Here is a 26,517-nt window from a genome sequence, read left to right on the forward strand (position 1 = left end):
CAATATCCATGGCATGACCAAATCGGCGGAGCCGTCCACGCCTTCCGGCTCCGCCAAAAAACTCAACAACGAAGGCGACAGATCACGAGCTACAAAAATACGACAACTTCACCCGCTACGGACACGAACACCGTATTCTTGCGGAAACGATTGCGCCACGGGAAGGTCGCCTCCCCGGCCTGGCCGGCCAGGCTTCCGCAATTGCACCGGGATCAGGCGGCCCTGACCGTGCCGAGGAACTTCGACACCATCGGCAGCTCATCGCCGCCGGCCGCGCGCCGCCGCGAGCGTTTGCTGCGGCGTTTCGCCGAACGTATTGCGATAGAGCGAGCCGAACTCGCCCATGTGCCAGAAGCCGTTGGCGAGCGCGATGGCCTTGATCACTGCGGTCGACGATCCAATCGCGAGTTGCTGGCGCACGCTCCATAGCCGCCGCAGCCGCACGTAGCGATGCGGGCTCATGCCGCGTATCGCCACGACGGCGTTATGCAGCGTGCGCACCGAAACGCCGAATTGCCTGGCGACATCGGCGCTGTAGAGGGTGCGGCTCGCGTCGAAGGCCAGTAGTTCGTCGAGCTTGCGCACGAGCGCGAGATACTGTGTCAGGTTCAAGCGCTTGTGTCCCAGAATCGGCGCGGCATGCAAGGTCTCGTCAACCGCCCGAAGAAGCGCTTCCTCCAGATTCTCGATCGGCTCAGGCACGGCAAAAGCAGCCGAGTTCGAAGCAAAGCTGAGAACCTGACGCGTGACCGTGCGAAGGGCCTCGAACTGCTCGGGCTGCGCCGGGATGAGTTGGGCGCAGTCGGGCCTGCCGGGCCAGCCGCGGTCGTCGACATCGTCGAAATTGATGAAGGCGATGAGATTGGCCCGTGGCTCGATGATCTCGCAAGACGCTCTTCCTCGCGCGAGCAGAACCGTCGGCGGCCGCGCGGCCACGCCATCGACGACCACGGAGACCTCGTCGTCCATCCCAAAGCCGACGATGGCGCCACTTGTGCGGTACGTCGCCTGCAGGATGCGCGGAAAGGTCCGCTGCAGAAAGATGGTGCAGGACTTCAGCGTAACCGTTGCGAACGCCGCTGCAAAACCCTTCAATTCGAGGGGGATGCTGCGCGCCTCTCCCAGGCGTTCGATGCTCCTGAACTGATCAAAATCACCAGGCCGGTTGACCTTCAACGCGACAGAATCGGCAAGTTGGTCGAGCAGTGACACGCTTCTGTTCCCGGAGGGCGGCGCAAACTGTTACCGGGAGCCCGATAGAAACGATTCCCGCATTGATGTGGATCAAAAACCTGCCCGCCTGCGTTCGATCGCCGGCGAAGAACCTGAACAAGCAGCAAAATAGCAACGCATTCTTCCATCTCGGCGGAGCGCGATGGACACAATGCATCTCAAACGCGAATCCCGCCGTGCGGTCCGGCGCGGATGCGCTTCAGCGCATCAGGGCGAGCGCGTCGGAGAAGAATTTCGGGCCGCCGAAATTGCCGGACTTGAGCGCAAGCAGCATGTCGCCCGATGCATTGCCGACCGCGCGCAGCACCGGAACGCCAGCGGCGATCTCCTCGCCGACCAGGAAACCGGGAATCCGCAATCGATCGACCACCGCTCCCGACGTCTCGCCGCCGGCGACCACGAGCCGGCGGACGCCGGATTTCACCAGCCCTTCGGCGATGTCGGCCATCGCCTGCTCGATGGCATGGCCCGCGGCCTGACGGCCGTGGCGCGATTGCAGCGCGGCGACTTCCGCCGGCGTCGCGCTGCTGGCCACCAGGACCGGGCCCGCGCTGACGCGCCCGGCCGCCCAGGCCACCGCACGGCGCGCTTCCTCCGGGCTAGCTACGACGCGCTCGGGGTCGAGATGCAGCACCGGCATGATCGCTTCGGCATGGGCGATCTGCTGCAGGGTTGCCTGCGAGCAACTGCCGGCGAGGCACGCCGCGGGACCGCCGACCGTAGCGCCGGAGGCAGCGCCCGATGCCGCCTCGACCCTGCCCGATTTGACCAGCGCGCGCGCCAGCCCAAGCCCGATGCCGGAAGCGCCGACCGACAGCCGCTGATCGGCGGCTACCGCACCGATGGTCTCGAGGTCATGATCGAAGACGGCATCGACGATGACGGCGCCGACGCCCTGCCCCGCCAGTTCCGCAAGCCGCGCACGAACCGCATCCTCCCCGCGCGTCAGCGTTGCGAGGTTGACCAGCCCGACGGCGGTCTTGCTCTGCCGCGCCAGCACCCGCACCAGGTTGGAATCGTGCATCGGGTTGAGCGGATGATCCTTCAACGGGCTTTCGTTGAGCGGCACGAGCCCGACGAACAGATTGCCCTGGTAGACGGTGCGGCCGGTCTCCGGGAAGGCCGGCGTCACCAGCACGATCTTTTCGCCGCAATCGGCGCGCAGGGCGTCCATGACCGGGCCGATATTGCCGGCGTCGGTGGAATCGAAGGTCGAGCAGATCTTGAACAGCACGTGCCCGGCACCGCGGCTGCGCAGCCATTTCTCAGCATCGCGCGAGCGCGCCACCGCCTCGCCTGCCTCGATCGAGCGGCTCTTCAGCGAGACGACGACGGCGTCGACCTCGGGTAGCTCAAGGTCATCCGGGGGCACGCCGATGGTCTGTACCGTACGCAAACCCTGGCGGGTCAGCGTATTGGCGAGATCGGAGGCGCCGGTATAGTCGTCGGCGATGCAGCCAAGAGAAACTTGCCTCGCGAGCGTCACGACTTTGCTCCGGCGAAAGGCTTGAACCAGCCGAGCCCGTCGACGGTCTTGCCGCGGGGATTGTATTCGCAGCCGACGAAGCCGCCATAGCCGAGCCGGTCGAGCTCGGCGAACAGGAACGGATAGTTCAGCTCCTCGCCGTCGGGCTCGTTGCGCGAGGGAATGCTGGCGATCTGGATGTGGCCGACGACAGGCATCATCCGGCGCAGCCGCATGGTGACGTCGCCATGTATGATCTGGCAGTGATAGATGTCGAACTGCAGCTTCAGGTTGGCGATCCTGAGCTCGTTGATGAGATCGTAGGCGAAGGTGAAATCGTTGAGGAAGTAGCCGGGCACGTTGCGCGCATTGATCGGCTCGATGACGACGTCGAGGCCATGCGGCTCGAAAAATTCGGCTGATGTCGCCACCGACTTGTAGAAGGCCTCCACCGCCTTGCTGTCGGAACGATCAGCGATGCCGGCCATCAAATGCACCCGCTTGACGCCCGTCGCCTGCACATAGGGCAGCGCCGTGTGCAGGCTCTTCTTGAGGTCCGCGAAGCGCTCGGGCAGCGCCGCAAATCCCTTCTCGCCGGCATCCCAGTTGCCGGGCGGCAGGTTGAACAGCGCCTGCGTCAGGCCGTTGGTCTTCAGCCGCTTGCCGACTTCTTCCGCAGGATGGTCGTAGGGAAACAGGAACTCGACCGCGGTGAAGCCGGCCTTGGCGGCCGCCTCGAAGCGATCGAGGAACGGCACGTCGGTGAACATCATGGAGAGGTTGGCGGCGAAACGGGGCATCGACTGTCCTCTTGTTACTTCTCGCCCGGCAGCCTGGTGCCGGTGACCTGTGCATACATCCGCGCGACCGACGCGTCGTCGTCGCGGCCCATGCCGGCGGCCGCCGTCATCAGGAACATCTGCAGCGCGGCGGCGGCGACCGGCACCGGGAAGCGCGCACTGCGCGCCATGTCCTGGATGATGCCGAGGTCCTTGACGAAAATCTCGACTGCGCTGCGCGGGGTGTAGTCGCCGTCGAGCACATGGGGCATCCTGTTCTCGAACATCCAGGAATTGCCGGCAGAGGCCGTGATCACCTCGTAGACCTTGCGGATGTCGAGGCCCTGCCTGGCGGCGAACGCCATCGCCTCGGAGGCGGCCGCGATATGCACGCCGGCCAGCAATTGGTTGATCATCTTGAACGCTGCGCCCTGGCCCGCGGCATCGCCAAGCTCATAGAGCTTTGCCGCCATCGCATCCAGCGCCGGCCGCGCCTTGGCGAATGCCGCCGGACTGCCGGAGGCGAGGATGGTGAGTTCGCCCTGCGCCGCGCGCTGCGCGCCGCCGGAGATCGGGGCATCCAGATAGTGGCGCCCGGTCGATTCGAGCTGTTTTGCCAGACGCCGCGCCACGTCCGGGTCCATCGTGGCCGAGGAGATGAACACACCGCCCTTGGGCAGGGTCTCGGCAACACCATCGGCGCCAAACAAGATGGCTTCGGTCTGCGCGGCATTGACGACGACGCTGACCACGACGTCGGCATTTTTGGCGGCTTCGGCCGGCGTCCTGGCGCCCTTGCCGCCATCGGCGACGAAGCGGGCGACGCTGTCGGCCGAAACGTCGCAGCCGGTGACTTCGAAGCCGGCGCGCCGCAGCGAGGTCGCCATGCCAAACCCCATCGAGCCGAGCCCGATCACGGCCATGCGGGGCTTTGCAGATTCTGACATGCGGCGTTTCCTTACCTGCCGCTTTCCTCGCGGCTTCGCCCTGCCTAACACGGCTTGGCCGCGCTGCCAAAGCATGAGACAAGCCTTGATCCAAGGGAACGTACGATGAGCGATGCCAAAATCCGCGAGGATATCTGCCGGTTCGGCCGCTCGCTGTTCGAGCGCGGGCTGACGCCGGGTTCTTCCGGCAATATCAGCGTGAAACTCGATGAAGGCGGCTGGCTGGTGACCCCGACCAATGCCTCGCTCGGCTTCCTCGATCCGGCGCGGCTGTCGCGGCTCGGCCCCGACGGACGGCTGGTCTCGGGCGATGCCCCGACCAAGGAGGTGCCGCTGCACACCGCGCTGTACCAGACGCGCGGCTCGGCCGGCGCCATCGTTCACCTGCACTCCACCCATTCGGTGGCGCTGTCGATGCTGCCCGAGATCGACCCGCGCGCGGCGCTGCCGCCGATGACACCTTATTATCTGATGAAATGCGGCCAGACCGCGCTTCTGCCCTATTACCGGCCGGGCGATCCCGCCGTTGCCGGCGCTATCAAGGGCCTGGCCGGGAAATATTCCTCGGTGCTGCTCGCCAATCATGGCCCGGTGGTAGCGGGCGATACGCTGGAGGCCGCGGTGTTCGCGATGGAGGAGCTGGAGGAGACGGCTAAGCTCTACCTGTTGTTGCGCGGGCTCAATCCGCGGTATTTGTCACCGAAGCAGGTCGCGGATTTGACTGACACGTTCGGGCTTGCGCTGCCCGAACACCGAGAACACTGACTAGGGTTCAGGAGGACGCTCATGTTGAGACTGGTTGGCCTCGCTATCTCCGCTCTGCTCGTCAGCGGCCTGACGGAATCGACCGCGCAGGCGCAAGAGACCGTGCAAAGCATGTTGGCGGCACAGATCCGCACGCAAGGCTTTGTCTGCGACAAGGCGCTCGGCGCCGTTAAGGACGCCGGGCGCTCGAAGCCGGATCATCCGGTTTGGGTTCTCAAATGCAGCAATGCGAATTACCGCGTCAGCCGCGTGCCCGACATGGCGGCAAAGGTCGAAGTCGTCCGGTAGCACGTCGTGATGCGCTGCCGATCGGCGGCTCATCAAAGGTGGAAAAGAGCCCCGGCTCTGCGTAGCGGCATTGCATGCTGCGACGCACCCGGGACGCGATAGCATCACAATCCCAGATACGCTTTTCTCACGTCGGGATTGACGCTGATCTCCGCGGCCGGGCCTTGCATCAGCACGCGGCCGGTCTGCAGGATGTAGGCGCGGTCGGCGATCTCCAGGCACTCGGCCATGCGCTGCTCGACGATCAGCACGGTCAGACCCGTGTCGCGAATGCGCTTCACGGCCTGGAAGATCTCGTCGACCAGTTTTGGCATGATGCCTTGCGACGGCTCATCGAGCATCAGAAGCCGCGGCCGGGTCATCAGGGCGCGGCCGATGGCGAGCATCTGTTGCTCGCCGCCGGACAGCGTCTCCGCACGCTGCTCGAGCCGTTCGGAAAGCCGCGGGAACAGATTGAAGACGAGATCGAGCGGTCCCTCGCGATCGGCCTTGCCGCGATAGAGATAGCTGCCGAGCCGGAGGTTGTCGCGCACGGAAAGGCGCGGAAACAGCCGGCGGTTCTCCGGCACGTAGGCGATGCCGTGCGACGTGATGATATGCTGCGCCATGCCGTCGATGCGTGCGCCGTCGAAGGTGACGGAGCCGGAGCGCGGCCGTTCGGCGCCGGCAATGGATTTCAGCAGCGTCGACTTGCCGGCGCCGTTGGCGCCGGCGACGCAGACGATCTCGCCCTTGGCAACCTCGATCGAGACCGACGAGATCGCCACCAACCCCTGATAGGCGGTCGTGACTTCATGCACCGACAGCATGACGATCTCCAAGGTAGGCCGTGATCACCTTCGGGTCGCGCACGACGTCGTTCGGCTTGCCCTCGACCAGCACCTTACCGAGGTCGAGCACGATGGCGCGGTCGACCAGCGGCATCACGATTTCCATGACATGCTCGACCATCAGCACGGTGACGCCTGTGGCGCGCACCTTGCGCACCAGTTCGACGCCGGTCTGCGCCTCGATTGGCGTCAGGCCGGTGAGCACTTCATCGAGCAGCAGCAGTTTCGGTTCGGTGGCGAGCGCCCGCGCCACCTCGAGGCGCCGCTTTTCGGACGGAATGAGGTCGCTGGCGAGCACGTTGGCTCGCGCGGCAAGGCCGCAGAATTCAAGCACCTGATGCGCCTTGTAGCGGGCATCGCGCATCACGGTGGTATGGGCCAGCGCACCGACGATGACGTTGTCGATGACGGTCATGGTTTCGAAGCTCTTGACGACCTGGAAGGTGCGGCCGATGCCGCGCTGGCAGCGCTCGGCCGCCGGCAAGGCGGTGACGTCTTCGCCGTCGAAGATGATCGTGCCTTGCGTCGGCGGCCGCACGCCGGCGATCAGGTTGAACAGCGTCGACTTGCCGGCGCCGTTCGGACCGATCAGGCCGACGATCTCGCCGCGCCCGACCGAGATCGAGACGTCGCTGTTGGCGACGAGGCCGCCGAAGCGTTGCCAGACCCCGCGCGTTTCCAGAAGGGGCGTCGTCATGGCGTCGCCTCCTTGCGCTCGAGCGAGGACGATCGGGAAAGGCCCTTGAACGAGAACAGGCCGATCAAGCCTTGCGGCCGCGCCAGCGAGATCGCGACGATCAGGCCGCCATAGACGATCAGGTCGACACCGCGGCCGGAGCCACCGACATAGGACCGCGTCAATTCCGTGAGCGGGATCAGGATCACCGCGCCGAGCAGCGGACCCCATAGCGTGCCGATGCCGCCGAGCACCGCGGGCAGCGCCATCAGCAGCGAGAACTGAAAGCCCATGACGCTCTCGGGATCGATATAGGAGACGAACTGGGCATAGAAGCTGCCGCCGACGGCGACCAGGAAGGCAGACACCGCCGCCGCGCCCATCTTGGAATTGAACACGACCACGCCGAGGCTTTCAGCCGCCTCCGGATTGTCCTTCACCGCTCGCCACCAGAATCCCCATTTGGAATCCTCAAGCCACCAGGTGACGAGCCAGGCGACGCAGGCCAGCGCCAGCGCAAAGTAGAAGTAAGGCAGCTTGCTGCGCGGGAACTGGAATTTCAGCCAGCTGTCGCCGCGCACGGGGACCTCGATTCCCATGGCGGCGCCTGCCCACTCCCAGTTGTGGACCAGCAGAAGCCCGATTTCGGCAATGACGATGGTGGCGATGACGAAGTAGTGGCCGCGCAGCCGGAAACAGGGATAGCCGAGCCCCATCGCGATCAAGGCGGAGATCACGCCGCCGCCGAGCATGCCGAACCACGGCAGCACGCCGAACTTGGTGAACAGCAGAACGGTGGTGTAGGCGCCAATGCCGAAATAGAGGGCGTGGCCGAGCGAGATCTGCCCGCAATAGCCGGACAGGATGTTCCAGCTCTGCGACAGCGCGCCCCACATCAGCGTCAGCACCATGACGTTCTGGATGTAGACATTCTTGACGAACAGCGGCACCACGGCGGCGATCGCGGCAAGACAGATTGCCAGGATGAGCTCGTGGCGGCGGCGTCTTTCGAATGCGGTATCCATCACATCGATCCGAACAGGCCGCGCGGCCGGACAAAGACGACAAGGAGATAGACGGCATAGATGCCGACCGATTTCAGCGCCGGCGGCATGATCAGGGCGGTGACGGCTTCGACGAGGCCGACGATCACGCCGCCGGCAAAGGCGCCGAACACGCTGCCGAAGCCGCCGAGCGCCACCGTGACGTAGGCGATCAGCGCAAAGGACGCGCCGACGTCGGGATAGATGTAGAAGAAGATCGCCATGATCGCACCGGACAGCCCGATCAGCGCGGCGCCGAGGCCCCAGCCCAATGCAAAGACCCTGTTCTTGTCGATGCCGACCAGCGCCACCGCGCCGGCATCCTCGCGCGTCGCCTCCAGCGCGCGGCCGAAATCGGTGCGGTTGATGAAGAAGTAGAGTGCGACGAAGGCCGCGACCGAGACCAGCGCGCCGATCAACTGCGGCTCGGGCAGGAAGATGCCGCCGATGGGTATGGTCTTGCCGCCCAGCCAGGAGTGCGTGACGCTGCGGTAGTCGGGCGTGAAGAAATACTGCGCCAGCCCGCGCATGACGATGGCGAGGCCGAAGGTGGAGAATATCTGCACCATGCCGGCATTGGCCTTGGCGCGCACGGCAAATCTGACGATCAATAGATAGACCACCGCGCCGAATACGAACAGCGCCGCCGCGACCAGCGGCGCCGAAAGCAGGGGATCGATGGCGAAGAACACGAACAGGAAGAACGTCGCGTACATCGCGATCATCAGGAACTCGCCGTGGGCGAAGTTGACCACGTCCATCAGGCCGAAGATCAGCGCAAGGCCCACGGCGATCAAGCCGTAGAGCAGCCCCATCAGGAGGCCGCTCGCCAGGCTCTGGATGATTGCTTCGGCTGTCATGAGCGATACTCCCTGGCGTCGTTGGGAGACATCGTCATTGCGAGCGAAGCGAAGCAATCCAGCTTTGCCGCGGAGACAAAGCTGGATTGCTTCGTCGCGGAGCCTGTCATCGGGCCGCGCTTTGCGCGGACCCGTTGGCTCCTCGCAATGACGAGAAGAGGCAGCACTATTGTTTCCGCAGTCACTGTCCCCTCCCCAGCACGCTTATTTCATCGGCCAGACCGCTTCGGCGATCGCAGCCTGCTGCGGGAAGATGGTGACGAACTTGCCGCCGATGTATTGCAGCAGCACCGGGTCGGCGTCGTTGTTCTGACCCGTCTCGTCGAACTTGACGCGCTTCCATGGCATGATGGTCTGTTCGCCGGGAAGGTCGGTCGCCACCAGCGCCGCGCGGATCTTTTCGCCGTCCGTCGACTTGGCGCGGTTGATGGCTTCCGCCATCACCAAGAGGCCCATGAACTGCCGCGAGGTGAGGTCGTTGAAGTCCTTGCCCGACTTCTCCTTGAACATGGCGTTGACCTTGCCGACCATCGGCCGCTTGGCGGCGAGATCGAGCGAGAAGCTGCCGCGCGAGATCACGCCTTCGAGCTTGTCGCCGACGGCGTCGTACAGCGCCTTCTCGGAGAAGCCGGCGTTCTGCGCCACGATCGCTTTCGGCTTGTAGCCGAGCTCGGCCATGGTCTTGACCAGCAGGATGCCGTCGGTGGTGTAGCTCGAGGGCATCAGCACGTCGGCATTCGCCGTCTTGAGCTGCTGCACCTCGGCGGACAATGACGGCGAGTTGGAGCGATACTTGATGTCGGTGGCGATCTTGTAGCCGCGCTCGGACGCCAGCTTGAGCTGGGTGTTCGCCGAGTCGGTGCCGAAGATGGTGTCCTCGTGGAACAGCGACAACGTCTCGATCTTGTTGCCTTTCTTCTTCAACCCGTCGAAGAAATTGAACATCGCGGCCGAGAACATCTCGTCATGGGGCGCCGCGCGGAAATAGAACTTGAGGCCGCGGCGATGCAGGCTCGGCGAGGAATTATCCGCCGAGATGAACGGAACCTGGTAGCGCTCGCAGATCTGACTGACGGTGACGGCGACCGCGCTCTGGTAGGTGCCGACGACGGCGCAGACCTTCTCCTGGGTGATCAGGCGCTCGGTCTCGGCGCGGCCCTTCTGCGGATCGGCCTGGTGATCGGCGAACACGAGGCGCACCTTGGCGCCGCCGAGGCCGGGCAGGCCTTCGCCCTTCGCCAGCGGCAGATCGAAATCGTATTTCCTGTTGATGACGTCGAGCGCTGTCTCGAACGACTTCTGCGCATCGACGCCCACCTGCGCGCTGGAGCCGGAGAACGGATAGATAACGCCGATCACCACTTCCGACGTTTGCGCGCGCGCGGCAAGCGGCGCAAGTGCAGCCGTGGCGGTGGCACCTATCAGCACGTCACGACGAGTCATCTTCATGTCAATTCCCCCTGTTGATCGAACGCTTCGATGAAACGATTGATTGACGCAGTAAAGCCTCAATGAGCAGCAGCGATTGCCCGTCAAATCACCGCGAACTCCTTGTTCCGGAGGTCAGTGACGAGCATCAGGCCGGGCGAATGCGTGATCGCGAACGGCACCTTTGCATTGGCGATCACCGCCTGCGGAGTGACGCCGCAGCCCCAGAACACCGGAAGCTCGTCCGGCTCGACCGGCACGGGATCGCCGTAGTCGGGCTCGTTGAGATCCTTGATGCCGATCGAATGCGGATGACCGAGATGCACCGGCGCGCCGTGCACGGCGGGATAGCGCGAGGTGATCTGCACCGCGCGGATCGCATCCGCCGGCTTGAATGGGCGCATCGACACCACCATCGGCCCCTGGAACGGGCCGGACGGGCTGCAGGCGATGTTGGTGCGGTACATCGGCACGCGCACCTTGTGCTCGATGTGGCGCAGCGACAGCCCCTCCTCCATCAGCGCCTCCTCGAACGAGAAGGAGCAGCCGATCACGAAGGCGACGAGATCGTCGCGCCAGTGCGCCATGATGTCGGTCGGCTCGTCGACGATCTCGCCGTCGCGCCAGACGCGGTAGCGCGGAAGATCGCTGCGGATGTCGAGGTCGAGACCGAGCGCGGGGATGCGGGGATCGCCGATGTCGGACATGCCGATGATCGGGCACGGCTTGGGATTGAGCTGACAAAAGCGGTGGAAGGCGCCGGCGAGCTTTTCCGGCAGGATGGCGAGATTGCCCTGAACGAAACCGTTGGCGATGTTCGAGGTGGGGACCGATTTGCCGGCCCGGAAATCCCGCCTCGCCTGTTCGCTCGGAAGCATCGCCCTCTCCCCGTCGCCCTGCTGCATTGCCGCGAAAACAGTCATGCGATCGACTTGCCTAAAGTTGTCCCACTCAACTCCGGCTCTGCTATAATGTCTAATCTTCATTTTTGATCGAAATCGATAAATCTTGTTTATCGATGAGCGAGAGGCGTCCCAATGCTGGATTTCAAATCAATCGAGACGTTCCTCTGGGTGGTGAAGCTCGGCAGTTTTCGAAGCGCGGCGCAGCGGCTGAACACGACACAGCCCGCGATCTCGCAACGGATCGCGCAGCTCGAGCGCGAGATGGGCGTGAGGCTTCTCAACCGCGATCACCGCGTCGCCTCGCCGACGCCGAGCGGGCGGCAAATGCTGGTCTATGCCGAGAAGCTGATCGGCCTGCGTGCGGAGATGATGACGGAGATCTGCGAGAGTTCGGCGGTACGCGGCGTGCTGCGGCTCGGCGTCGCCGAGACCATTGTGCACACCTGGTTCCCGCAGCTGGTGAAGAGCGTGAACGAGCTCTACCCGAACCTGTCGCTGGAGATCGAGGTCGACATCACGACCAACCTGACGGCGCGGCTGCTGGCGCAGGAGATCGAGCTTGGCCTCGTGGTCGGCCCGTTGTCGGCCGCGGGCGTGCAGAGCCTCGTGCTGCGCGACTACGATATCGGCTTCCTGGCCAGCCCCGCGCTCGGCCTCGGCAAGGCGGCACTGACGCGCCGCGATCTCGCCCGCTATCCGATGATCACCTTCCCGCGCAAGACGCGGCCCTATGAAGCCGTGCGCGGCGTATTCGACCGGCCCGATCTGCCGCCGATCCGCCTGCACGCCAGCGCGTCGCTGGCCACCGTCATCCACATGGCGATCGAAGGGCTCGGCATCGCCGTCATTCCCGCCGCGATCGTGGCGGATGAGCTGGCGGACGGCCGGCTGCAGCTGCTCGACACCGACGTCAAGCTTCCGCCGCTCACCTTTACCGCAAGCTGGCTTTCCTCCCCCGACACCGTTGCCATCGAGCGGGTCGCCCAGCTTGCGCGGCAGATCGCGCAATCGAGCGTGGCGGTTGACGCGGCCGCAGCGGCGCGCCATTGAACGGGAAGACAAGAAGCCGGAACGCACCGCATGAGCCGAGCCGCCTCCAACCTGCAGATCGATTCCGCCCGCCTCTGGGGCGCCATCCACGAAACCGCAAGATTCGGCGCCACCCCCAAGGGCGGCGTGCGGCGGCTGACGCTCAGCGAGGAAGACAAGCAGGTCCGCGACTGGTTCCGCAAGGCGTGCGAAGAGGCGGGCCTCGAGGTGCATGTCGACGCGCTCGGCTCGATGTTCGGCTTGCGCCGCGGCCGCGACATGTCGAAACTGCCGATCGGGTTCGGCTCGCATCTCGATACGCAGCCGACCGGAGGCAAGTATGACGGCGTGCTCGGCACGCTGGCGGCGCTGGAGGTGGTGCGCACGCTCAACGATGCCGGGATCGAGACCGACGCGCCGATCTGCATCTGCAACTGGACCAATGAGGAAGGCTCGCGATTTGCGCCGGCGATGATGGCATCGGCCGCCTATGTCGGCGACTTCACCACCGACGATATTTTGTCGCGCAAGGACGCCGAAGGCGTGACCGTGGCGCAGGCGCTGGACTCCATCGGCTATCGCGGCGCGACGCCGGTCGGCACGCAGAAGTTCTCCGGCTTCGTCGAACTGCATATCGAACAGGGCCCGATCCTGGAGGCCGAAGGCAAGACGATCGGCGTCGTCGATTCCGGCCAGGGCGTGCTGTGGTACGACGGCAAGATCACAGGCTTCGAGAGTCACGCCGGCTCGACGCCGATGCCGCTGCGCCGCGACGCGCTGGCGACGCTGTCGGAGATCGTGCTGGCGATGGAAAGCATCGCGAGGAAGCACGGGCCGAAGGCCGTGGGGACGGTCGGCGAGGCCGTGATCGCAAAACCCTCGCGCAACGTCATTCCCGGCGAGATCGCCTTCACCGTCGATTGCCGCAGCGCAGACGCCGCCGTCATGGACGCGCTGGATCGGGAATTGCGCGCTGCGGTCGCGGAGATCGCCGCGCGGCGCAAGGTCGAGGTGCAGCTCGACCTCGTCTGGCGCAAGCCGCCGACGCATTTCAATCCGAAGTTTGTCGATGCGGTCGAGAACGCGGCAACGCAGCTCGGCTATTCGCACCGCCGCATCACTTCCGGCGCGGGACACGATGCCTGCAACCTCAACACGGTGATGCCGGCGGCAATGGTGTTCGTGCCCTGCAAGGACGGCATCAGCCACAATGAGCTCGAGGATGCCACGCAGAGCGATTGCGCGGCCGGCGCCAATGTGCTGATGCACACGGTGCTGGCGCTCGCCGGCGTCATATCCTGATCTTCGACCAAAACCAGGGGGTTGCCGTGCGCGGTGTATTTGTCGATGCCAATGAATCGCTTGCCGTGATCTTCGAGCGGCTGCGCAAGTCCGACGCCCCCGATGTGCGCGTGCACCGCGACCCCGACATCACCCCGGAGCAATACCCCGCCATCCTCGACGGCGCAGAGATCGCGGTGGTCGATCACACCGCGCTGCCGACTGCGATCGCCAGGCATTGCAAGGGGCTCAAGGACGTCGTCTTCCTCGGCACCGGCGCGCGCAGCTACATGAATCCGGAAGAGCTCGCCGAACTCGGTATCTCCGTGCACCTGATCAAGGGCTATGGCGACACGGCGGTCGCCGAATCCGCGATCGCGCTGATGTGGGCCTCGGCGCGGGTGATCGCGATGATGGACCGCGAGATGCGGGCCGGCAACTGGCTGCGCGAGGACGGCATGCAGCTGACCGGAAAGACGCTCGGCCTGATCGGCTTCGGCGGCATCGCCGCGGAAGTGGCGCGCATTGCGCTCGGCAGCGGCATGCGCGTCATCGCCTGGAACCGCACCCCGAAGAAATACCACGGCGTTGAGTTCGTCGAATTCGACGAGCTGATGGACGAGAGCGACGTGATCTCGATCCATCTGCTGCTCAACGAGGAGACCCGCGGCTTGATCTCGCGCGCCTGCATCGAGGGCATGAAGCCCGGCGTGATCCTGATCAACACCGCCCGCGCCGCCATCGTCGACGAGGACGCCATGATCGACGCGTTGAAGTCCGGCCAGATCCGCCATGCCGGGCTCGACGTCTTCAACACCGAGCCGCTCCCGAAGGACCATCCGTTGACCAGGCTGCCGAACGTCACGCTGTCGGCGCACTCGGCCTTCCGCACGCCGGAGGCGAGCGAGAATTTGATTCTTGCGGCGTGGGAGCACTGCCGGAGGATTGCGGGGAAGTAGGGTGGGTGAGAGCCGAAGGCGTAACCCACCGTGCCACCGCGCAGTAAATGGCGGGTTACGCTTCGCCAACCCGCCCTACGCATTCTCGCCTAATCCACCATCTCCGCCACCGCCCTGCCGCACGCGGTCGTATCCGCGTTGCCGCCAAGGTCGCGCGTGCGCAGGGTGCGTTCGCCGAGCGTGCGCTCGATGGCGCCGACGATGGCGTCGGCCGCCTGCTTCTCGCCGAGATGCTCCAGCATCATCGCGCCCGACCAGATCATGCCGATGGGGTTGGCGATGCCCTGCCCCGCAATATCCGGCGCCGAGCCGTGCACCGGCTCGAACACGCTCGGGAAATCGCCTTCCGGATTGATGTTGCCCGACGGCGCGATGCCGATGGTGCCGGTGCAGGCCGGGCCGAGATCGGAGAGAATATCGCCGAACAGGTTGGAGCCGACCACGACGTCGAACCAGTCGGGATGCAGAACGAAGTTCGCGGTGAGGATGTCGATGTGGTACTTGTCCCACTTCACCTTCGGATAGTTCTTCGCCATCGCCTCGACGCGTTCGTCCCAATAGGGCATCGTGATCGAGATGCCGTTGGACTTGGTCGCCGAGGTCAGGTGCTTCTTCGGCCGCGACTGCGCCAGGTCGAAGGCGAACTTCAGGATGCGGTCGACGCCGGTGCGCGTCATCACCGTCTGCTGCGTCACGAATTCGCGGTCCGTGTCGGGGAACATGCGCCCGCCGACGGAGGAGTATTCTCCTTCGGTGTTCTCGCGCACCACCCAGAAATCGATGTCGCCGGGCTTGCGACCCGCGAGCGGCGACGGCACGCCGGGCATCAGCCGCACCGGCCGCAGGTTGACGTACTGGTCGAACTCGCGCCGGAATTTAATGAGCGAACCCCAGAGCGAGATGTGATCCGGGATCTTCGCCGGCCAGCCGACGGCACCGAAGTAGATCGCATCGTGCTTGCCGATTTTTTCTTTCCAGTCGGCCGGCATCATCTCGCCGTGCTTCTCGTAGTAGTCGTAGGAGGCGAAGTCGAAATGGTCGAACTTCACGGACACGCCATGCTTGCTGGCCGCCGCCTCGATGACGCGCAGGCCCTCCGGCATCACTTCCTTGCCGATGCCATCGCCGGGAATGACCGCGATGCGATACTGCTTCTTGCTGCTCATCGAGAAACTTCCTTGTGACTTGCCGGGCCGTCCGCACCGCTTATTCTGGATGCCCCTGCAATGAACCAATCTCCGCCGCGGCGCAACGCTGCAGTGCAATGTTGACGGCGACCGCATTCCTCCTATCCATTTCCGCCGTCCCTCCTCGGAAATCCCGTCCAGCAAGAGAGAAAAACCCATGGATCTTCACCTGCGCGGCAAACGCGTCCTGATCACCGGCGCCTCCAAGGGCATTGGCGCCGCCGCCGCCGAGGCCTTCGCCGAGGAAGGCTGTCATCTGCGGCTGGCCGCCCGCAGCGGCGACCAGATGAAGGCGCTCGCCGACCGCCTGCGCTCGCAGCACCAGATCGACGCCGCCACCCATGTCACCGACCTCCGCAAGCCCGAGGACATCGCCCGTCTGGTGAAGGACGCCTCCGACATCGACATCCTCGTCAACAATGCCGGCGACATTCCCGGCGGCTCGATCGACAAGATCGATGAATCCGTCTGGCGCCACGCCTGGGAGCTGAAGGTGTTCGGCTACATCAACCTCACTCGCGCAATCTACGCTGCGATGAAGGCGCGCGGCGGCGGCGTGATCGTCAACGACATCGGGGCAGCCGGCGAGAAGTTCGATGCCAACTACATCTGCGGCAGCGCCGGCAATGCCGCGCTGATGGCCTTCACCCGCGCGCTCGGCGGCAAAAGCCTGGCCGACAACATCCGCGTGGTCGGCATCAACCCGGGCCCTGTCGGCACCGACCGCCACGTCACGCTGCTGAAGACACGCGCGAAGAACCAGCTCGGCGACGAGAACCGCTACCCGGAATTCCAGAAGGGCATGCCGCTCGGCCGGCCTGCCCATGCGCGCGAGATCGGCGACCTCATGGCGTTCCTTGCGTCGGACCGCTCGGGCTATACGTCGGGGGTGATTTTCACGGTGGATGGCGGGTATACGTCGGGGTGGAGTTGACAGGCCGGTCGTGCACAACGAAGAAACAAGTATAAAGAACGGGAGACCTGCCGGTGGCCGACCAAAGCCTGATCCGCGAGACCGCGTGCACCATCGTCGACAAGCTGAACAAGGGCGAGGTCACCCCGCTCGACCTGCTCGACGTGCTTGAACAGCGCATCGCCGAGGTCGACGGCAAGGTCAACGCGCTGCCGACGCTGTGCTTCGACCGCGCCCGCAAGCATGCGGCCGAGCTGATGAAGAAGCCGAAAGGCCAGCGCGGGTTGCTGGCGGGCATGCCGATCCCGATCAAGGATCTCACCAACGTCGCCGGCGTGCTCACCACGCAGGGCTCGCCGATCTACAAGGATACCGTGCCGGCCAAGTCCGACATCCTTGTCGAACATCTCGAGGCGGAAGGCGGCATCGTCTACGCCAAGTCGAACACGCCGGAATTCGGCGCCGGCGCCAACACCTTCAACGAAGTGTTCGGCCCGACGCGCAATCCCTGGGACACGTCGCGCTCGGCCGCAGGTTCGTCCGGCGGCGCCGCGGTCGCGCTGGCGACGGGCACGGCCTGGCTCGCGCACGGCTCGGACATGGGCGGCTCGCTGCGCAATCCCGCCAGCTTCTGCGGCATCGTCGGCCTGCGCCCCAGCATCGGTCGCGTCGCCCATACGCCGGCCGCCGCGATCGACCGCAACCTCGGCGTTCAGGGCCCGATGGCCCGCAACGTCGAAGATCTGGCGCTCTTGCTCGACGCGATGAGCGGTGAGCATCCGGCCGATCCGCTGTCGCTGCCAAAATTGCCGACCTCGTTCCTGTCCGCCGCGCGCAGCGGGGGAAAACCGAAGCGCGTGGCCTATTCGCGCGATCTCGGCATCACGCCGGTCGATCCCGAGGTTGCGGCCATTACGAAGAAGGCGGCGCAGCGTCTTGCCGATACCGGCGTCATCGTCGAGGAGGCGCATCCGGACTTGCGCGAAGCCCATGAATGCTTCCACGTGCTGCGCGCCTTCGACTTCGCGCTGAGCAAGGCGGCGCTGCTGCGCGAAAAGCGCGACCAGCTCAAGCCCGAAGTGATCTGGAACATCGAGGAGGGGCTGAAGCTCACCGTCGAGAAGCTGGAACGTGCCGAAGCGCAGCGCGTGGCGATGACGGCTCGCACGCTCGAGTTCTTCGAGAAGTACGATCTCTTGCTGGCACCGGCCACCATCGTCGCGCCCTTCCCGGTCGAGAACCGCTATGTCGCCGAATGCGACGGCAAGAAGTTCGACAACTACGTGGAATGGCTCGGCATCGTCTATGCCATCACGCTGGTGTGCTGCCCGGCGCTGTCGCTGCCCTGCGGCTTCACAGCATCGGGTCTGCCGGTCGGCCTGCAGATGGTGGCGGCTCCCCGCGGCGAGGCGCAGTTGCTGGCAGGGGCGAGAATGCTCGAGGATATTCTGGGCCTGCGCAGCTCGACGCCGATCGACCCGCAGCCGCCGAAATAAGCTCAGCGCGTCTCGCGCTCGCTGGCCGCCTCCATCGCGACCGCCAGAGCGAGCTTGGCTTCCTGCACCATGTCCTCGACCAGCTCCTCGCGGCTGACGCCGCCGGCGGCCTGGCCGGTGAGCAAGCCCTGCTCGGCCAGCATCACCACGCCATGCAGCGAGGCCCACATCTTCATCGCCTGCCGCTCGCGCAGCAGACCGACCGCCGGCGCTTCCAGCGACTCGACCAGCAGTGCCAGCGTCTCCATCGCCGCCTTGTGCAGCTCGCTGCCCTTGGGTGCGCAGGCCATGGTGCGCGAGGCGAACATCAGCCGGTAGATGCCGTTGCGCTGCAAGCCGAAGGCAAGCGTCGCCTGCGCGAAACGCGAAAGCTTCGATTGCCGCGACGGCTTGTCGACGAGATCGCGGAGGATGACGTTGAACTGCCGGAACGCCTCCGCCGTCACCGCTTCCAGCAGCGCCTCGCGGTCGGCAAAGTGCCGGTACGGCGCCGGCTGGGAAACGCCGAGCTTCTTGGCAAGCGCGCTGATGTTGACGGCTTCCGGCCCGCCGCGCTCGGCTTCCTGGAACGCGGCCTGCACCAGGGCATCGCGGAGATCCCCGTGGTGGTAGGTGTTGACGGCTTTGCGGACCAATCGCGGCGGCATTGATGTTATTGTCTATGACTTTTGACTTGACAGCACAACTGCGCTGCGAATGTAATATGCTATAATTTCAAGGTCCGGCCAAGAGCCGGGCCCATAACAAAGGGCGCAGGCAGGACCGCGCCGGTTCGAGGGGAAGCGCTTGCGATGTCAGGAAAGCTGAAGATCCACGTCGACCAGGACAAGTGCCAGGGCCACGCGCGCTGCAAGTCGCTGGCCCCGGAGCTGTTCAATCTCGACGAATTCGGCAACGCGCATGAGATCGGCGACGGCTCGGTGCCGGCCGGCCTCGAGGACAAGGCCTATCTCGCCCAATCGAATTGTCCGGAAATCGCCATCGAAGTGACCGAGGAATAATTCCCCGGCCCCGAGCTCAGCCTGCATCCATCGAAAAACAAGATAGAGGGTTCGCCCGATGTCCGATTCTGCCAGCTATCTGCCCGATCATCCGCCGGTCAACGACTGGGTCAATGATTTCGACCACACCGATCCCAAATGGACGGAAGACCCCTTCCCGATCTGGGATGAGCTGCGCGCCGCGAGCCCCGTCGTGCACACCGGACGTTTCCTCGGCTGCTACATGCCGACTACCTACCAGGCGGTGAAGGAAATCTCCTACGACACCGAACATTTTTCGTCGCGCCGCGTCATCGTGCGCGACATCCGCCCGGAGATAACGGCGAGGTCGCCGCCGATCACCTCCGATCCGCCGGAGCACAAGCCGGCCAAGCAACTGCTGCTGCCGCCCTTCACGCCGGATGCGATGAAGAAGCTGGAGCCGCGGGTTCGCGCCATCTGCAACGAGCTGATCGACGAATTCATCGCCGACGGCAAATGCGATGCGGCCGCGCGCTACACCAAGCACATCCCGGTCCGCGCCATCGCTCACATGCTGGGGATCAACGAGAAGGACGGCGACCTCTTCGTCAAGTGGATCCACGGAATTCTCGAGCTCGGCATCAAGGATGACAATGCCCTGATGGAGGCGGTGCGGGAGATGTCGGCCTTCTTTGCCGGCCATATCGAGCAGCGCAAGCAGAACCCGAAGGACGACCTGATCACGACGCTGATGAACGCCAAGGGTCCGAACGGCCAGCCACTTGACGATGCTCATGTACTTGGCTCGCTGCGCCTGCTGCTGATTGCGGGCATCGACACCACCTGGAGCGCGATCGGCTCCTCGCTGTGGCATCTCGCCAGGACGCCATCGGATCGCGAGCGCCTCGTCAGGGAGCCGGAATTGATCCCGACCGCGGTCGAGGAATTCCTGCGCGCCTACTCGCCGGTCACGATGGCGCGCGAAGTCATGAAGGACACCACCATCAGCGGCTGTCCGGTCAAGAAGAACAACATGGTGCTATTGTCTTTCCCCGCCGCCAACCGCGATCCCGCCATGTTCCCGGACGCCGACAAGGTCGTGATCGACCGCAAGGAGAACCGCCACGCCGCCTTCGGGCTCGGCATCCACCGCTGCGTCGGTTCCAACCTTGCGCGGATGGAAATGATCGTCGCGATCGAGGAATGGCTGAAGCGCATCCCGGATTTCCGCCTCGATCCCGCCGGCAAGGTGACCTGGTCGGAGGGCACCGTGCGCGGCCCGCGCCAGCTGCCGGTGCTGTTCGGCAAGGCGAGTTGATCGCGTCCTCCCCCTTCTCCTGCTACGATGCGCGACGCCGGCCGTTGCCGGCGTCATTTCGTTTGGCAGGGACATGACCGAAGAGACCGATCCGGCACCCGACAGCAAGCTGACCAGAACGAAGCAGCGCTGGGCGCGCGAGGGAAAATTCCTCACCGGCAAGATTGCCCGCCCGTCCGAACAGCGCCTGCCGCCGGGCCAGCACCTGACCAAGGACTGGCCGGTGCTCGATCTCGGGCTCGTGCCGGAGATTTCCCGCGAGCGCTGGCGGCTCGACCTGTACGGCGCGGTCGACAACCCCGTATTCTGGACTTTCCCCGAATTCACCGCGCAGCCGCAATCCCAATTCGTCTCGGACATTCACTGCGTCACCACTTGGTCGCGTTACGACAACCGGTGGGAAGGCCTGGCCACACGCGACCTGCTGGCGGCCTGCCAACCGAAGGAAGAGGCGCGGTTCGTCGTGCTGCATTCCTATGATGGCTACACCACCAATCTCGCGCTGGAAGATTTTGCTGCCGAGGATGCCCTGCTCGCCCATAGCTGGTCCGGCACCCCACTCGACGCCGAGCATGGCGGCCCGGTGCGTCTGGTCGTGCCGCATCTCTACTTCTGGAAGAGCGCGAAATGGCTGCAAGCCATCGAGTTCCTCACTGAGGACAAGCCGGGCTATTGGGAAGTCCGCGGCTATCACAATCGCGGCGATCCGTGGAAGGAAGAACGCTATTCGAACGCCTGAAGTCTATCCCCTCATGGTAAGGAGGCGCGAAGCACCGCCTCCGGACGATGCTACACATCGCCGGGAGAACCATGAGACCCGGCCGGTGGCCTTTCATCCTTCGAGACGCCGCTACGCGGCTCCTCTGGATGAGGCTCCAGCACCAGTGCGGAGGACAACTATGCCGACTGAACGCTTCCAATTCATGGGCACCGGAGGCCATCAACTCGCCGCGGCGCTCGACCTGCCTGACGGCGCGATCTCGGCCTACGCGCTGTTTGCACACTGCTTCACCTGCAGCAAGGACGTGCTGGCGGCGAAGCGGATCGCGGCGGCGCTCGCAGCGAGAGGCATCGCCGTGCTGCGCTTCGACTTCACCGGGCTCGGCTCCAGCGAGGGCGACTTTGCCAATTCAACCTTCTCGTCCAACGTCGCCGATCTCGTGCTGGCCGCCGACCACCTGCGCCAGACGCGCAAGGCGCCGGCGATCCTGATCGGCCACAGCCTCGGCGGCGCCGCGATCCTCGCGGCGGCCGGCCGGATTCCGGAAGCGAAGGCGGTCGTCACCATCGCCGCGCCTTCCGATCCCGGACACGTCGCCGGCCTGTTCGCCGATCGGCTCGAAGACATCCGCAAGCACGGCGAGGTCGAGGTGTCGCTGGCCGGCCGGCCGTTCCGCATCAAGCGTGAATTCCTCGATGATGTCGCCGAGCGCGGCCTCACCGCTGAGATCGCCAAGCTGCACAAGGCGCTCCTTGTGATGCATTCGCCGACCGACGACACCGTCGGCATCGACAATGCCACGCATATTTTCGTGGCGGCAAAGCACCCGAAGAGCTTCGTGTCGCTGGCGGGCGCCGATCATCTGCTGAGCCAGCGCCGCGATTCCGTCTATGTAGCGGACGTCATCTCCGCTTGGGCGGCGCGTTATGTTGAGCCGGCGGCGGCCGAATCTGCTGCCGATGCCGGCGAATCGGCATCGCGTGTCATCGTCCAGGAAACCCGCCTCGGCAAATTCCAGCAGAGCGTCACCGTTGGACCGCACAAGATGCTGGCCGACGAGCCGGTTTCAGTCGGCGGACAGAACACCGGCCCCGGACCTTACGATTTCCTGCTGGCGGGTCTCGGCGCCTGCACCTCCATGACCATGCGCATGTATGCGGACCGCAAATCGCTGCCGCTCGAGCGCATCACGGTGACGCTCAAGCACGGCAAGATCCACGCCAAAGACTGCGAGGATTGCGAAACGCGCGAGGGAATGCTCGACCAGATCGAGCGGGAAATATCGATCGAGGGCACGCTCGACGCCGAGCAACGTCAGCGGCTGATGGAGATCGCCGACAAATGTCCCGTGCACCGCACGCTGCATTCGGAGATGCGGATCGTGACGCGGGCGCCGTGACCGGTCAGGCCGCGAGCGATTGCACCCGCAACGCGCCGCGCAGTCCGGCGGCAGATCCGATCAGGATTCCAGCGACGGCGATGAACGAGGCGAGCGACAGGGTCGACAGGCCGGTGAGCCCCTGCCCGACCGAGCAGCCGTAGGCCATCGCACCGCCTGCTCCCATCAAGGCCGCCCCGCCGATCGAACGCAGCATGTGCTGCGGCGACTTGTAGCCCTCGAACTCAAATCTGCCCGTCGCAAGCGCCGTCACCAGGCTTCCCGCGAACACGCCAACCACCAGGGTGATACCGAAACTGGGCGACAGGCCCGTCGAGAACATCACATACTGGACCGAGTCCGCCACCGGTGCCACGAATGTCAGCGAGGTCACCGGCACCGGATTGAATTCATCGGCACCGAAATAGCCGGTGGCGGACCAACCGCCGACGACGAGCAGGCCGACGGCAAGGCCCGCGGCAATCTGCCCGGCAGACTGCCGAAACGGCGCGTGAGCAAAGGCGAAGGCAAGCAAGGCACCGCTGACGGCGACGGCCGCGATCGTCCGCGCGAAAGCCTCGCCAATGCCGGAGGCGGACAGCAGCGCCGGCAGCAAGGCCGCCGGCGGCGTAGCCTGGGTAGCTTGCGTCAGGGCAATTCGCGGCGGCGCGATCAGGCCCTTGAGCGTCATCTGCGCGACGATGCCGAGCACGATGAGGACGACAAGGGAGCGCAGATTGCCGCGGCCGAGCAGCACCAGCGCGCGGGAGCCGCATCCGTTCGCAAGAACCATGCCGTAGCCGAACAGCGCGCCGCCGAGAAAGATCATCGGCGCGGCAAACGAGGGCTGCAGGTAGATCGTCTTGCCGAGGTCCACGATGCCGCGCGCAGCAAGCAGCTGCGTTCCGGCAATCGCCACGCCCAGCGCCAGCGCATAGGTCCGGATCAGACGGCCATCGCCGTCACCGCCCCAGCCGCGCAGACCGCTGAGAAGGCAAAAACCGCTGAGAAGGCCGACGGCGCCATAGACCAAACCGATCAGCAATCCGCCTGCGAGAACAATGTTGCCGCTTTCGAGCACGGGCTTTCCTCTTGATGTTCCGGATCGGCTGCCAAGCCATGGCCAGTAGAAGGAAATTCTCCCGTTGGTATAATGTCTCAAATTCAGGCCTGCCATCGCCTCGCAAAACAAAGAACAAAGCTGTCGCGGTTCGACGACGCAGGAGAAGAAATGCTTCGCCTTCGATCGGCTGACGAGCAAAATCGCCTTGCGCGCAAGGGCGGCAAGGGCTGCAAACGGATCGATTTCAGACTTAACGCGGCCGCAGGATCACGCGGTCGCGCGACGAACCTGCGACGGCAACAAAGGCGTCCCTGGCTTGTTCCAGCGGATACACCGCGCTCGCCTTGATTGGGAACGGCTTCAGGTGTCCGCTGGCGAAACCCGGCGCGAGCTCGCGCAGCACCGCGCCGGTAGCGATCGACGACAGGCCGAGCGTATCGATGCCGACATAGGTGTGCTGGCCTCGGTAGAATTCGAGGATGTCGAACTGCACGATGCGATCGACCGCGGCGATCAGGATCTGCCGCCCGCGCAGCGCCAGAGACTTGTGCGCGGCCTGGAAGTAGGGATCGCCGACGGTATTGTAGACGATGTCGGCGCCCTCGCCGGACGTCAGCTCGCGGACGCGTTTGGCGACATCGGTGACCGAAGCGTCGACCACCTCGACCGGCGACGTACTGTGCCCTTCATACGTCTCGCTCTTCCGCACTACGCCGACCGCACGCGCGCCCTGCCAGGTCGCGATCTGCACTGCTGCCTGTCCCACCTTGCCGTTGACACCCATCACGAGCACGGTCTCTCCCCGCTTCGGCATGCCGGCGCGGCGCAAGCCTTCCATCGCGGTGACGAAGGGCACGCCGATGCCGGCGGCCTCCTCCCAGGAGATCGAGCGCGGCTTGTCGACGACAGCCTCTGCCTCGACCGCGAGGTGCGTCGCATGGGTGCCGTCGCGGCGAACACCGAGATCGCCGGAGGAGCCGAACACCTCGCGGCCGATCCAGTCCGCAGGGCCGTCCACGACGATGCCGGCATAGTCGCGGCCCGGCGTGCGCGGGAACACGGCATAGGGCATCAGGCCGGTGGCGGCCTTGACGTCCGACGGATTGACCGCGGCAGCCTTCACCTCGATCAGCAGCTCGCTCGACGCGCGAGAGAGGGTGTGCGGCTCGATGACGGGTGCGATGGCCGCCACATTCTCGGCCTTCGCCAGCAAACGCACGCAGCGCGCCTCGACCGCAACGGGCGGGCCACTGGGGATTTTCGGAGCAGGCTGCACGGATCGTCCTTGAGTCTCACGTCGGGTGAGGTCAGGGATTACCCCTTCGGCCGCTTGTCGTAAACACGCTTGGCTTTGCCGAGCGAGCGCTCCAGGGTGTCCGGGGCGACGATCCTGATCCGCGTGCTGATGCCGATCGTGCTCTTGATATGGTGGGCCAGCGCACCGGCTTGCTCGACAAGGCCGCTGCCGTCCCAGCGCTCGGGCCGGGCTTCGGCCAGCACCGCCATTTCGTCCATGCGGCCTTCGCGCGTCAGTTCGATGACGAAATGGCCGCCGCACCAGTCGGTGGCCAGCAAGGCTTCCTCGATCTGGGTCGGAAACACGTTGACACCGCGCAGGATGATCATGTCGTCGGAACGGCCGGTGACCTTTTCCATCCGCCGCATGCCGGGCCGCGCCGTGCCCGGCAACAGGCGCGTCAGGTCGCGGGTGCGATAGCGGATCACAGGAAAGGCCTCCTTGGTGAGCGAGGTGAAGACAAGCTCTCCCTGTTCGCCTTCCGGCAGCACCCTGCCGGTTTCGGGATCGATGACCTCGGGATAGAAATGATCCTCCCAGATGTGCAAGCCGTCCTTGGTCTCGATGCATTCCTGCGCCACGCCCGGTCCCATCACTTCCGAAAGGCCGTAGATATCGGTCGCATCCATGTCGAACGTTTGCTCGATCTCGGCACGCATGGCGTTCGTCCACGGCTCGGCCCCGAAGATCCCGACCTTGAGCGAGCATTTGCGCGGATCGAGGCCCTGCCGCTTGAACTCGTCCAGGATCGCCAGCATGTAGCTCGGCGTCACCGTGATGATGTCGGGCTTGAAGTCGTTGATGAGCTGGACCTGCCGCTCGGTCATGCCGCCGGAGATCGGCACCACCGTGCAACCGAGCCGCTCGGCGCCGTAATGCACGCCGAGGCCCCCGGTGAAAAGGCCATAGCCATAGGCGTTGTGGATGATCATGCCGGTGCGCCCGCCCGCGGCGCGGAGCGAGCGCGCCATTACATCGGACCATACGTCGATGTCGGCCTGGGTGTAGCCGACCACGATCGGCTTGCCGGTCGTGCCGGACGAAGCATGCACGCGCACCAGCTTCTCGCGCGGTACCGCGAACATGTTGAAGGGATAATTGTCGCGCAGATCCGTTTTTACGGTGAACGGGAATTTGGCGAGGTCGGATAGCTGCCGGAAGTCGGACGGGTGCACGCCGGCCTTGTCGAAGGCGCGCTTGTAATGAGCTACATTGTCGTAGGCGTGCTTGAGCGACCAGGCAAGGCGCCTTGTCTGCAGCGCCATGATCTCGTCGCGCGAGGCGCGTTCGGCGTCGTCGAGTTCGGGGCGATAGAGGTCGCCTTTCGATTTCAGGCTTGTCGAAGCCATGGCACGTTTCCTCAGAAAGCTGTTGTCCTACTTCTTGCCGCTACCGGTCGGCCGGCAGCCATGTTCCGCCGACGGTGCGGGAATGGCCGCGGAATTCCGCAATCACCGCGTCATTGGCGGTGACACGCACGTCGTAGATGCCGGAACGACCGTTGCGCGAGACTTCCCGCGCCGTCGCAAACAGCCTGTCGCCGAGCTTGCCCGGCCGGATGAAGGTAATGTCGCCTTGCGCCGCGACCGTCCGCACATTGTGCGAATTGCAGGCATAGGCGAAGGCGGAGTCGGCGAGCGTGAAGATGAAGCCACCATGCGCAATGCGCTGGCCGTTCACCATGTCCGGCCGCA

General features: G+C 64.9%; 28 protein-coding genes. 12 read left to right on the forward strand and 16 right to left on the reverse strand.

Going from position 1 to position 26,517, the window contains the following annotated elements; all coding sequences use genetic code 11:
• Positions 1–258 precede the first annotated feature (258 nt).
• A complete protein-coding gene (locus tag ACT4OC_RS11590; protein ID WP_444839125.1) occupies positions 259–612 on the reverse strand; it encodes a helix-turn-helix domain-containing protein in 354 nt (117 codons plus the stop codon).
• A gap of 27 nt (positions 613–639) precedes the next feature.
• Between ACT4OC_RS11590 and ACT4OC_RS11595 the strand changes: the two genes are divergently transcribed.
• Positions 640–1,209 carry a hypothetical protein gene (locus ACT4OC_RS11595; RefSeq protein ID WP_444839126.1) on the forward strand — a complete coding sequence of 190 codons (570 nt, stop codon included), beginning with the start codon at positions 640–642 and terminating at the stop codon, positions 1,207–1,209.
• Positions 1,210–1,432: 223 nt separating this feature from the next.
• On the opposite strand, the gene otnK is transcribed toward ACT4OC_RS11595, so the two are convergent.
• From otnK to ltnD, 3 genes are read right to left on the reverse strand one after another with little or no spacing between them, the layout of a single operon-like run.
• Positions 1,433–2,719 (reverse strand): 3-oxo-tetronate kinase, encoded by a 1,287-nt coding sequence (otnK, locus tag ACT4OC_RS11600; RefSeq protein WP_444839127.1) that lies wholly within the window; start codon positions 2,717–2,719, stop codon positions 1,433–1,435.
• On the reverse strand, positions 2,716–3,498 hold the full coding sequence (gene otnI, locus ACT4OC_RS11605; RefSeq protein ID WP_444839128.1) for a 2-oxo-tetronate isomerase: 783 nt from the start codon (positions 3,496–3,498) through the stop codon (positions 2,716–2,718). Before otnI ends, otnK begins: the two co-directional genes overlap by 4 nt.
• Before the next feature lie 14 nt (positions 3,499–3,512).
• Positions 3,513–4,499 carry an L-threonate dehydrogenase gene (ltnD, locus tag ACT4OC_RS11610; protein ID WP_444839129.1) on the reverse strand — a complete coding sequence of 329 codons (987 nt, stop codon included), beginning with the start codon at positions 4,497–4,499 and terminating at the stop codon, positions 3,513–3,515.
• 30 nt (positions 4,500–4,529) lie between these two features.
• Between ltnD and otnC the strand changes: the two genes are divergently transcribed.
• Complete coding sequence (gene otnC / locus ACT4OC_RS11615; protein ID WP_444839130.1) at positions 4,530–5,189, forward strand: 3-oxo-tetronate 4-phosphate decarboxylase; 660 nt, start codon at positions 4,530–4,532, stop codon at positions 5,187–5,189.
• A gap of 21 nt (positions 5,190–5,210) precedes the next feature.
• On the forward strand, positions 5,211–5,477 hold the full coding sequence (locus tag ACT4OC_RS11620; RefSeq protein ID WP_444839131.1) for a hypothetical protein: 267 nt from the start codon (positions 5,211–5,213) through the stop codon (positions 5,475–5,477).
• A 104-nt stretch (positions 5,478–5,581) separates the two neighbouring features.
• On the opposite strand, the gene ACT4OC_RS11625 is transcribed toward ACT4OC_RS11620, so the two are convergent.
• The 6 genes from ACT4OC_RS11625 to ACT4OC_RS11650 form a co-directional block, all read right to left on the reverse strand.
• Complete coding sequence (locus tag ACT4OC_RS11625; RefSeq protein ID WP_444839132.1) at positions 5,582–6,286, reverse strand: ABC transporter ATP-binding protein; 705 nt, start codon at positions 6,284–6,286, stop codon at positions 5,582–5,584.
• Positions 6,270–7,004, reverse strand: coding sequence for an ABC transporter ATP-binding protein (locus ACT4OC_RS11630; RefSeq protein ID WP_444839133.1), 735 nt, complete (start codon positions 7,002–7,004; stop codon positions 6,270–6,272). Before ACT4OC_RS11630 ends, ACT4OC_RS11625 begins: the two co-directional genes overlap by 17 nt.
• On the reverse strand, positions 7,001–8,008 hold the full coding sequence (locus ACT4OC_RS11635) for a branched-chain amino acid ABC transporter permease (protein WP_444839134.1): 1,008 nt from the start codon (positions 8,006–8,008) through the stop codon (positions 7,001–7,003). Before ACT4OC_RS11635 ends, ACT4OC_RS11630 begins: the two co-directional genes overlap by 4 nt.
• On the reverse strand, positions 8,008–8,886 hold the full coding sequence (locus ACT4OC_RS11640; RefSeq protein ID WP_444839135.1) for a branched-chain amino acid ABC transporter permease: 879 nt from the start codon (positions 8,884–8,886) through the stop codon (positions 8,008–8,010). The genes ACT4OC_RS11635 and ACT4OC_RS11640 overlap by 1 nt, the downstream gene beginning before the upstream one ends.
• Positions 8,887–9,090: 204 nt before the next feature.
• Complete coding sequence (locus ACT4OC_RS11645; protein WP_444839136.1) at positions 9,091–10,335, reverse strand: ABC transporter substrate-binding protein; 1,245 nt, start codon at positions 10,333–10,335, stop codon at positions 9,091–9,093.
• 83 nt (positions 10,336–10,418) lie between these two features.
• Positions 10,419–11,237: a putative hydro-lyase gene (locus ACT4OC_RS11650; protein WP_444839137.1), complete on the reverse strand. Its 819-nt coding sequence runs from the start codon at positions 11,235–11,237 to the stop codon at positions 10,419–10,421.
• Positions 11,238–11,351: 114 nt separating this feature from the next.
• On the opposite strand from ACT4OC_RS11650, the gene ACT4OC_RS11655 reads away from it, so the two are divergent.
• The 3 genes from ACT4OC_RS11655 to ACT4OC_RS11665 are packed head-to-tail and all read left to right on the forward strand — an operon-like array spanning position 11,352 to position 14,488.
• On the forward strand, positions 11,352–12,269 hold the full coding sequence (locus ACT4OC_RS11655) for a LysR family transcriptional regulator (protein WP_444839138.1): 918 nt from the start codon (positions 11,352–11,354) through the stop codon (positions 12,267–12,269).
• Between the two features lie 30 nt (positions 12,270–12,299).
• Complete coding sequence (locus tag ACT4OC_RS11660) at positions 12,300–13,550, forward strand: Zn-dependent hydrolase (RefSeq protein WP_444839139.1); 1,251 nt, start codon at positions 12,300–12,302, stop codon at positions 13,548–13,550.
• A 26-nt stretch (positions 13,551–13,576) separates the two neighbouring features.
• Positions 13,577–14,488, forward strand: a complete 912-nt coding sequence (locus tag ACT4OC_RS11665) for an NAD(P)-dependent oxidoreductase (protein ID WP_444839140.1) — start codon at positions 13,577–13,579, stop codon at positions 14,486–14,488.
• Positions 14,489–14,577: 89 nt separating this feature from the next.
• Here the strand turns inward: ACT4OC_RS11665 and ACT4OC_RS11670 are convergent, their stop codons facing one another.
• Positions 14,578–15,654, reverse strand: coding sequence for a tartrate dehydrogenase (locus ACT4OC_RS11670; protein ID WP_444839141.1), 1,077 nt, complete (start codon positions 15,652–15,654; stop codon positions 14,578–14,580).
• Between the two features lie 178 nt (positions 15,655–15,832).
• On the opposite strand from ACT4OC_RS11670, the gene ACT4OC_RS11675 reads away from it, so the two are divergent.
• The gene (locus ACT4OC_RS11675) at positions 15,833–16,609 is read left to right on the forward strand and encodes an SDR family oxidoreductase (RefSeq protein WP_444839142.1); all 777 of its coding nucleotides are present in this window, start codon (positions 15,833–15,835) and stop codon (positions 16,607–16,609) included.
• 53 nt (positions 16,610–16,662) lie between these two features.
• Positions 16,663–18,084, forward strand: coding sequence for an amidase (locus tag ACT4OC_RS11680; protein WP_444839143.1), 1,422 nt, complete (start codon positions 16,663–16,665; stop codon positions 18,082–18,084).
• Between the two features lie 2 nt (positions 18,085–18,086).
• On the opposite strand, the gene ACT4OC_RS11685 is transcribed toward ACT4OC_RS11680, so the two are convergent.
• Positions 18,087–18,731: a TetR/AcrR family transcriptional regulator gene (locus tag ACT4OC_RS11685; protein WP_444839144.1), complete on the reverse strand. Its 645-nt coding sequence runs from the start codon at positions 18,729–18,731 to the stop codon at positions 18,087–18,089.
• 144 nt (positions 18,732–18,875) lie between these two features.
• Between ACT4OC_RS11685 and ACT4OC_RS11690 the strand changes: the two genes are divergently transcribed.
• The 4 genes from ACT4OC_RS11690 (at position 18,876) to ACT4OC_RS11705 (ending at position 22,484) form a co-directional block, all read left to right on the forward strand.
• Entirely contained in the window at positions 18,876–19,085 is a 210-nt protein-coding gene (locus ACT4OC_RS11690) for a ferredoxin (protein WP_444839145.1), read from the forward strand.
• A gap of 58 nt (positions 19,086–19,143) precedes the next feature.
• Positions 19,144–20,364 (forward strand): cytochrome P450, encoded by a 1,221-nt coding sequence (locus ACT4OC_RS11695; RefSeq protein ID WP_444839146.1) that lies wholly within the window; start codon positions 19,144–19,146, stop codon positions 20,362–20,364.
• Positions 20,365–20,437: 73 nt separating this feature from the next.
• Entirely contained in the window at positions 20,438–21,103 is a 666-nt protein-coding gene (locus ACT4OC_RS11700) for a sulfite oxidase-like oxidoreductase (protein WP_444839147.1), read from the forward strand.
• 160 nt (positions 21,104–21,263) lie between these two features.
• Positions 21,264–22,484: a bifunctional alpha/beta hydrolase/OsmC family protein gene (locus ACT4OC_RS11705; RefSeq protein WP_444839148.1), complete on the forward strand. Its 1,221-nt coding sequence runs from the start codon at positions 21,264–21,266 to the stop codon at positions 22,482–22,484.
• A 4-nt stretch (positions 22,485–22,488) separates the two neighbouring features.
• Here ACT4OC_RS11705 and ACT4OC_RS11710 read toward each other — a convergent pair whose 3' ends face one another.
• The 4 genes from ACT4OC_RS11710 to paaI form a co-directional block, all read right to left on the reverse strand.
• Entirely contained in the window at positions 22,489–23,544 is a 1,056-nt protein-coding gene (locus ACT4OC_RS11710) for a YeeE/YedE family protein (protein WP_444839149.1), read from the reverse strand.
• Between the two features lie 232 nt (positions 23,545–23,776).
• Positions 23,777–24,784 (reverse strand): quinone oxidoreductase family protein, encoded by a 1,008-nt coding sequence (locus ACT4OC_RS11715; protein ID WP_444839152.1) that lies wholly within the window; start codon positions 24,782–24,784, stop codon positions 23,777–23,779.
• A gap of 56 nt (positions 24,785–24,840) precedes the next feature.
• Positions 24,841–26,172: a phenylacetate--CoA ligase PaaK gene (gene paaK, locus ACT4OC_RS11720; RefSeq protein ID WP_444839150.1), complete on the reverse strand. Its 1,332-nt coding sequence runs from the start codon at positions 26,170–26,172 to the stop codon at positions 24,841–24,843.
• A 40-nt stretch (positions 26,173–26,212) separates the two neighbouring features.
• On the reverse strand, positions 26,213–26,517 hold a 305-nt coding region (gene paaI, locus ACT4OC_RS11725; RefSeq protein ID WP_444839151.1), incomplete at its 5' end, for a hydroxyphenylacetyl-CoA thioesterase PaaI.

Source organism: Bradyrhizobium sp., from assembly GCF_052389815.1.
Lineage (GTDB): Bacteria > Pseudomonadota > Alphaproteobacteria > Rhizobiales > Xanthobacteraceae > Bradyrhizobium.

Bases quoted from the DNA above. Each gene is read 5' to 3' on its own strand.
- ACT4OC_RS11645 (WP_444839136.1), bottom strand. From the start codon at position 10,335: ATGAAGATGACTCGTCGTGACGTGCTGATAGGTGCCACCGCCACGGCT.
- ACT4OC_RS11695 (WP_444839146.1), top strand. From the start codon at position 19,144: ATGTCCGATTCTGCCAGCTATCTGCCCGATCATCCGCCGGTCAACGAC.
- ACT4OC_RS11685 (WP_444839144.1), bottom strand. From the start codon at position 18,731: ATGCCGCCGCGATTGGTCCGCAAAGCCGTCAACACCTACCACCACGGG.
- ACT4OC_RS11670 (WP_444839141.1), bottom strand. From the start codon at position 15,654: ATGAGCAGCAAGAAGCAGTATCGCATCGCGGTCATTCCCGGCGATGGC.
- ACT4OC_RS11640 (WP_444839135.1), bottom strand. From the start codon at position 8,886: ATGACAGCCGAAGCAATCATCCAGAGCCTGGCGAGCGGCCTCCTGATG.
- ACT4OC_RS11705 (WP_444839148.1), top strand. From the start codon at position 21,264: ATGCCGACTGAACGCTTCCAATTCATGGGCACCGGAGGCCATCAACTC.
- ACT4OC_RS11625 (WP_444839132.1), bottom strand. From the start codon at position 6,286: ATGCTGTCGGTGCATGAAGTCACGACCGCCTATCAGGGGTTGGTGGCG.
- otnC (WP_444839130.1), top strand. From the start codon at position 4,530: ATGAGCGATGCCAAAATCCGCGAGGATATCTGCCGGTTCGGCCGCTCG.
- otnI (WP_444839128.1), bottom strand. From the start codon at position 3,498: ATGCCCCGTTTCGCCGCCAACCTCTCCATGATGTTCACCGACGTGCCG.
- ACT4OC_RS11620 (WP_444839131.1), top strand. From the start codon at position 5,211: ATGTTGAGACTGGTTGGCCTCGCTATCTCCGCTCTGCTCGTCAGCGGC.
- ACT4OC_RS11675 (WP_444839142.1), top strand. From the start codon at position 15,833: ATGGATCTTCACCTGCGCGGCAAACGCGTCCTGATCACCGGCGCCTCC.
- ACT4OC_RS11630 (WP_444839133.1), bottom strand. From the start codon at position 7,004: ATGACGACGCCCCTTCTGGAAACGCGCGGGGTCTGGCAACGCTTCGGC.
- ACT4OC_RS11650 (WP_444839137.1), bottom strand. From the start codon at position 11,237: ATGACTGTTTTCGCGGCAATGCAGCAGGGCGACGGGGAGAGGGCGATG.
- ACT4OC_RS11660 (WP_444839139.1), top strand. From the start codon at position 12,300: ATGAGCCGAGCCGCCTCCAACCTGCAGATCGATTCCGCCCGCCTCTGG.
- ACT4OC_RS11655 (WP_444839138.1), top strand. From the start codon at position 11,352: ATGCTGGATTTCAAATCAATCGAGACGTTCCTCTGGGTGGTGAAGCTC.
- ACT4OC_RS11635 (WP_444839134.1), bottom strand. From the start codon at position 8,008: ATGGATACCGCATTCGAAAGACGCCGCCGCCACGAGCTCATCCTGGCA.
- ltnD (WP_444839129.1), bottom strand. From the start codon at position 4,499: ATGCTTTGGCAGCGCGGCCAAGCCGTGTTAGGCAGGGCGAAGCCGCGA.
- paaK (WP_444839150.1), bottom strand. From the start codon at position 26,172: ATGGCTTCGACAAGCCTGAAATCGAAAGGCGACCTCTATCGCCCCGAA.
- ACT4OC_RS11690 (WP_444839145.1), top strand. From the start codon at position 18,876: ATGTCAGGAAAGCTGAAGATCCACGTCGACCAGGACAAGTGCCAGGGC.
- ACT4OC_RS11700 (WP_444839147.1), top strand. From the start codon at position 20,438: ATGACCGAAGAGACCGATCCGGCACCCGACAGCAAGCTGACCAGAACG.
- ACT4OC_RS11595 (WP_444839126.1), top strand. From the start codon at position 640: ATGCAAGGTCTCGTCAACCGCCCGAAGAAGCGCTTCCTCCAGATTCTC.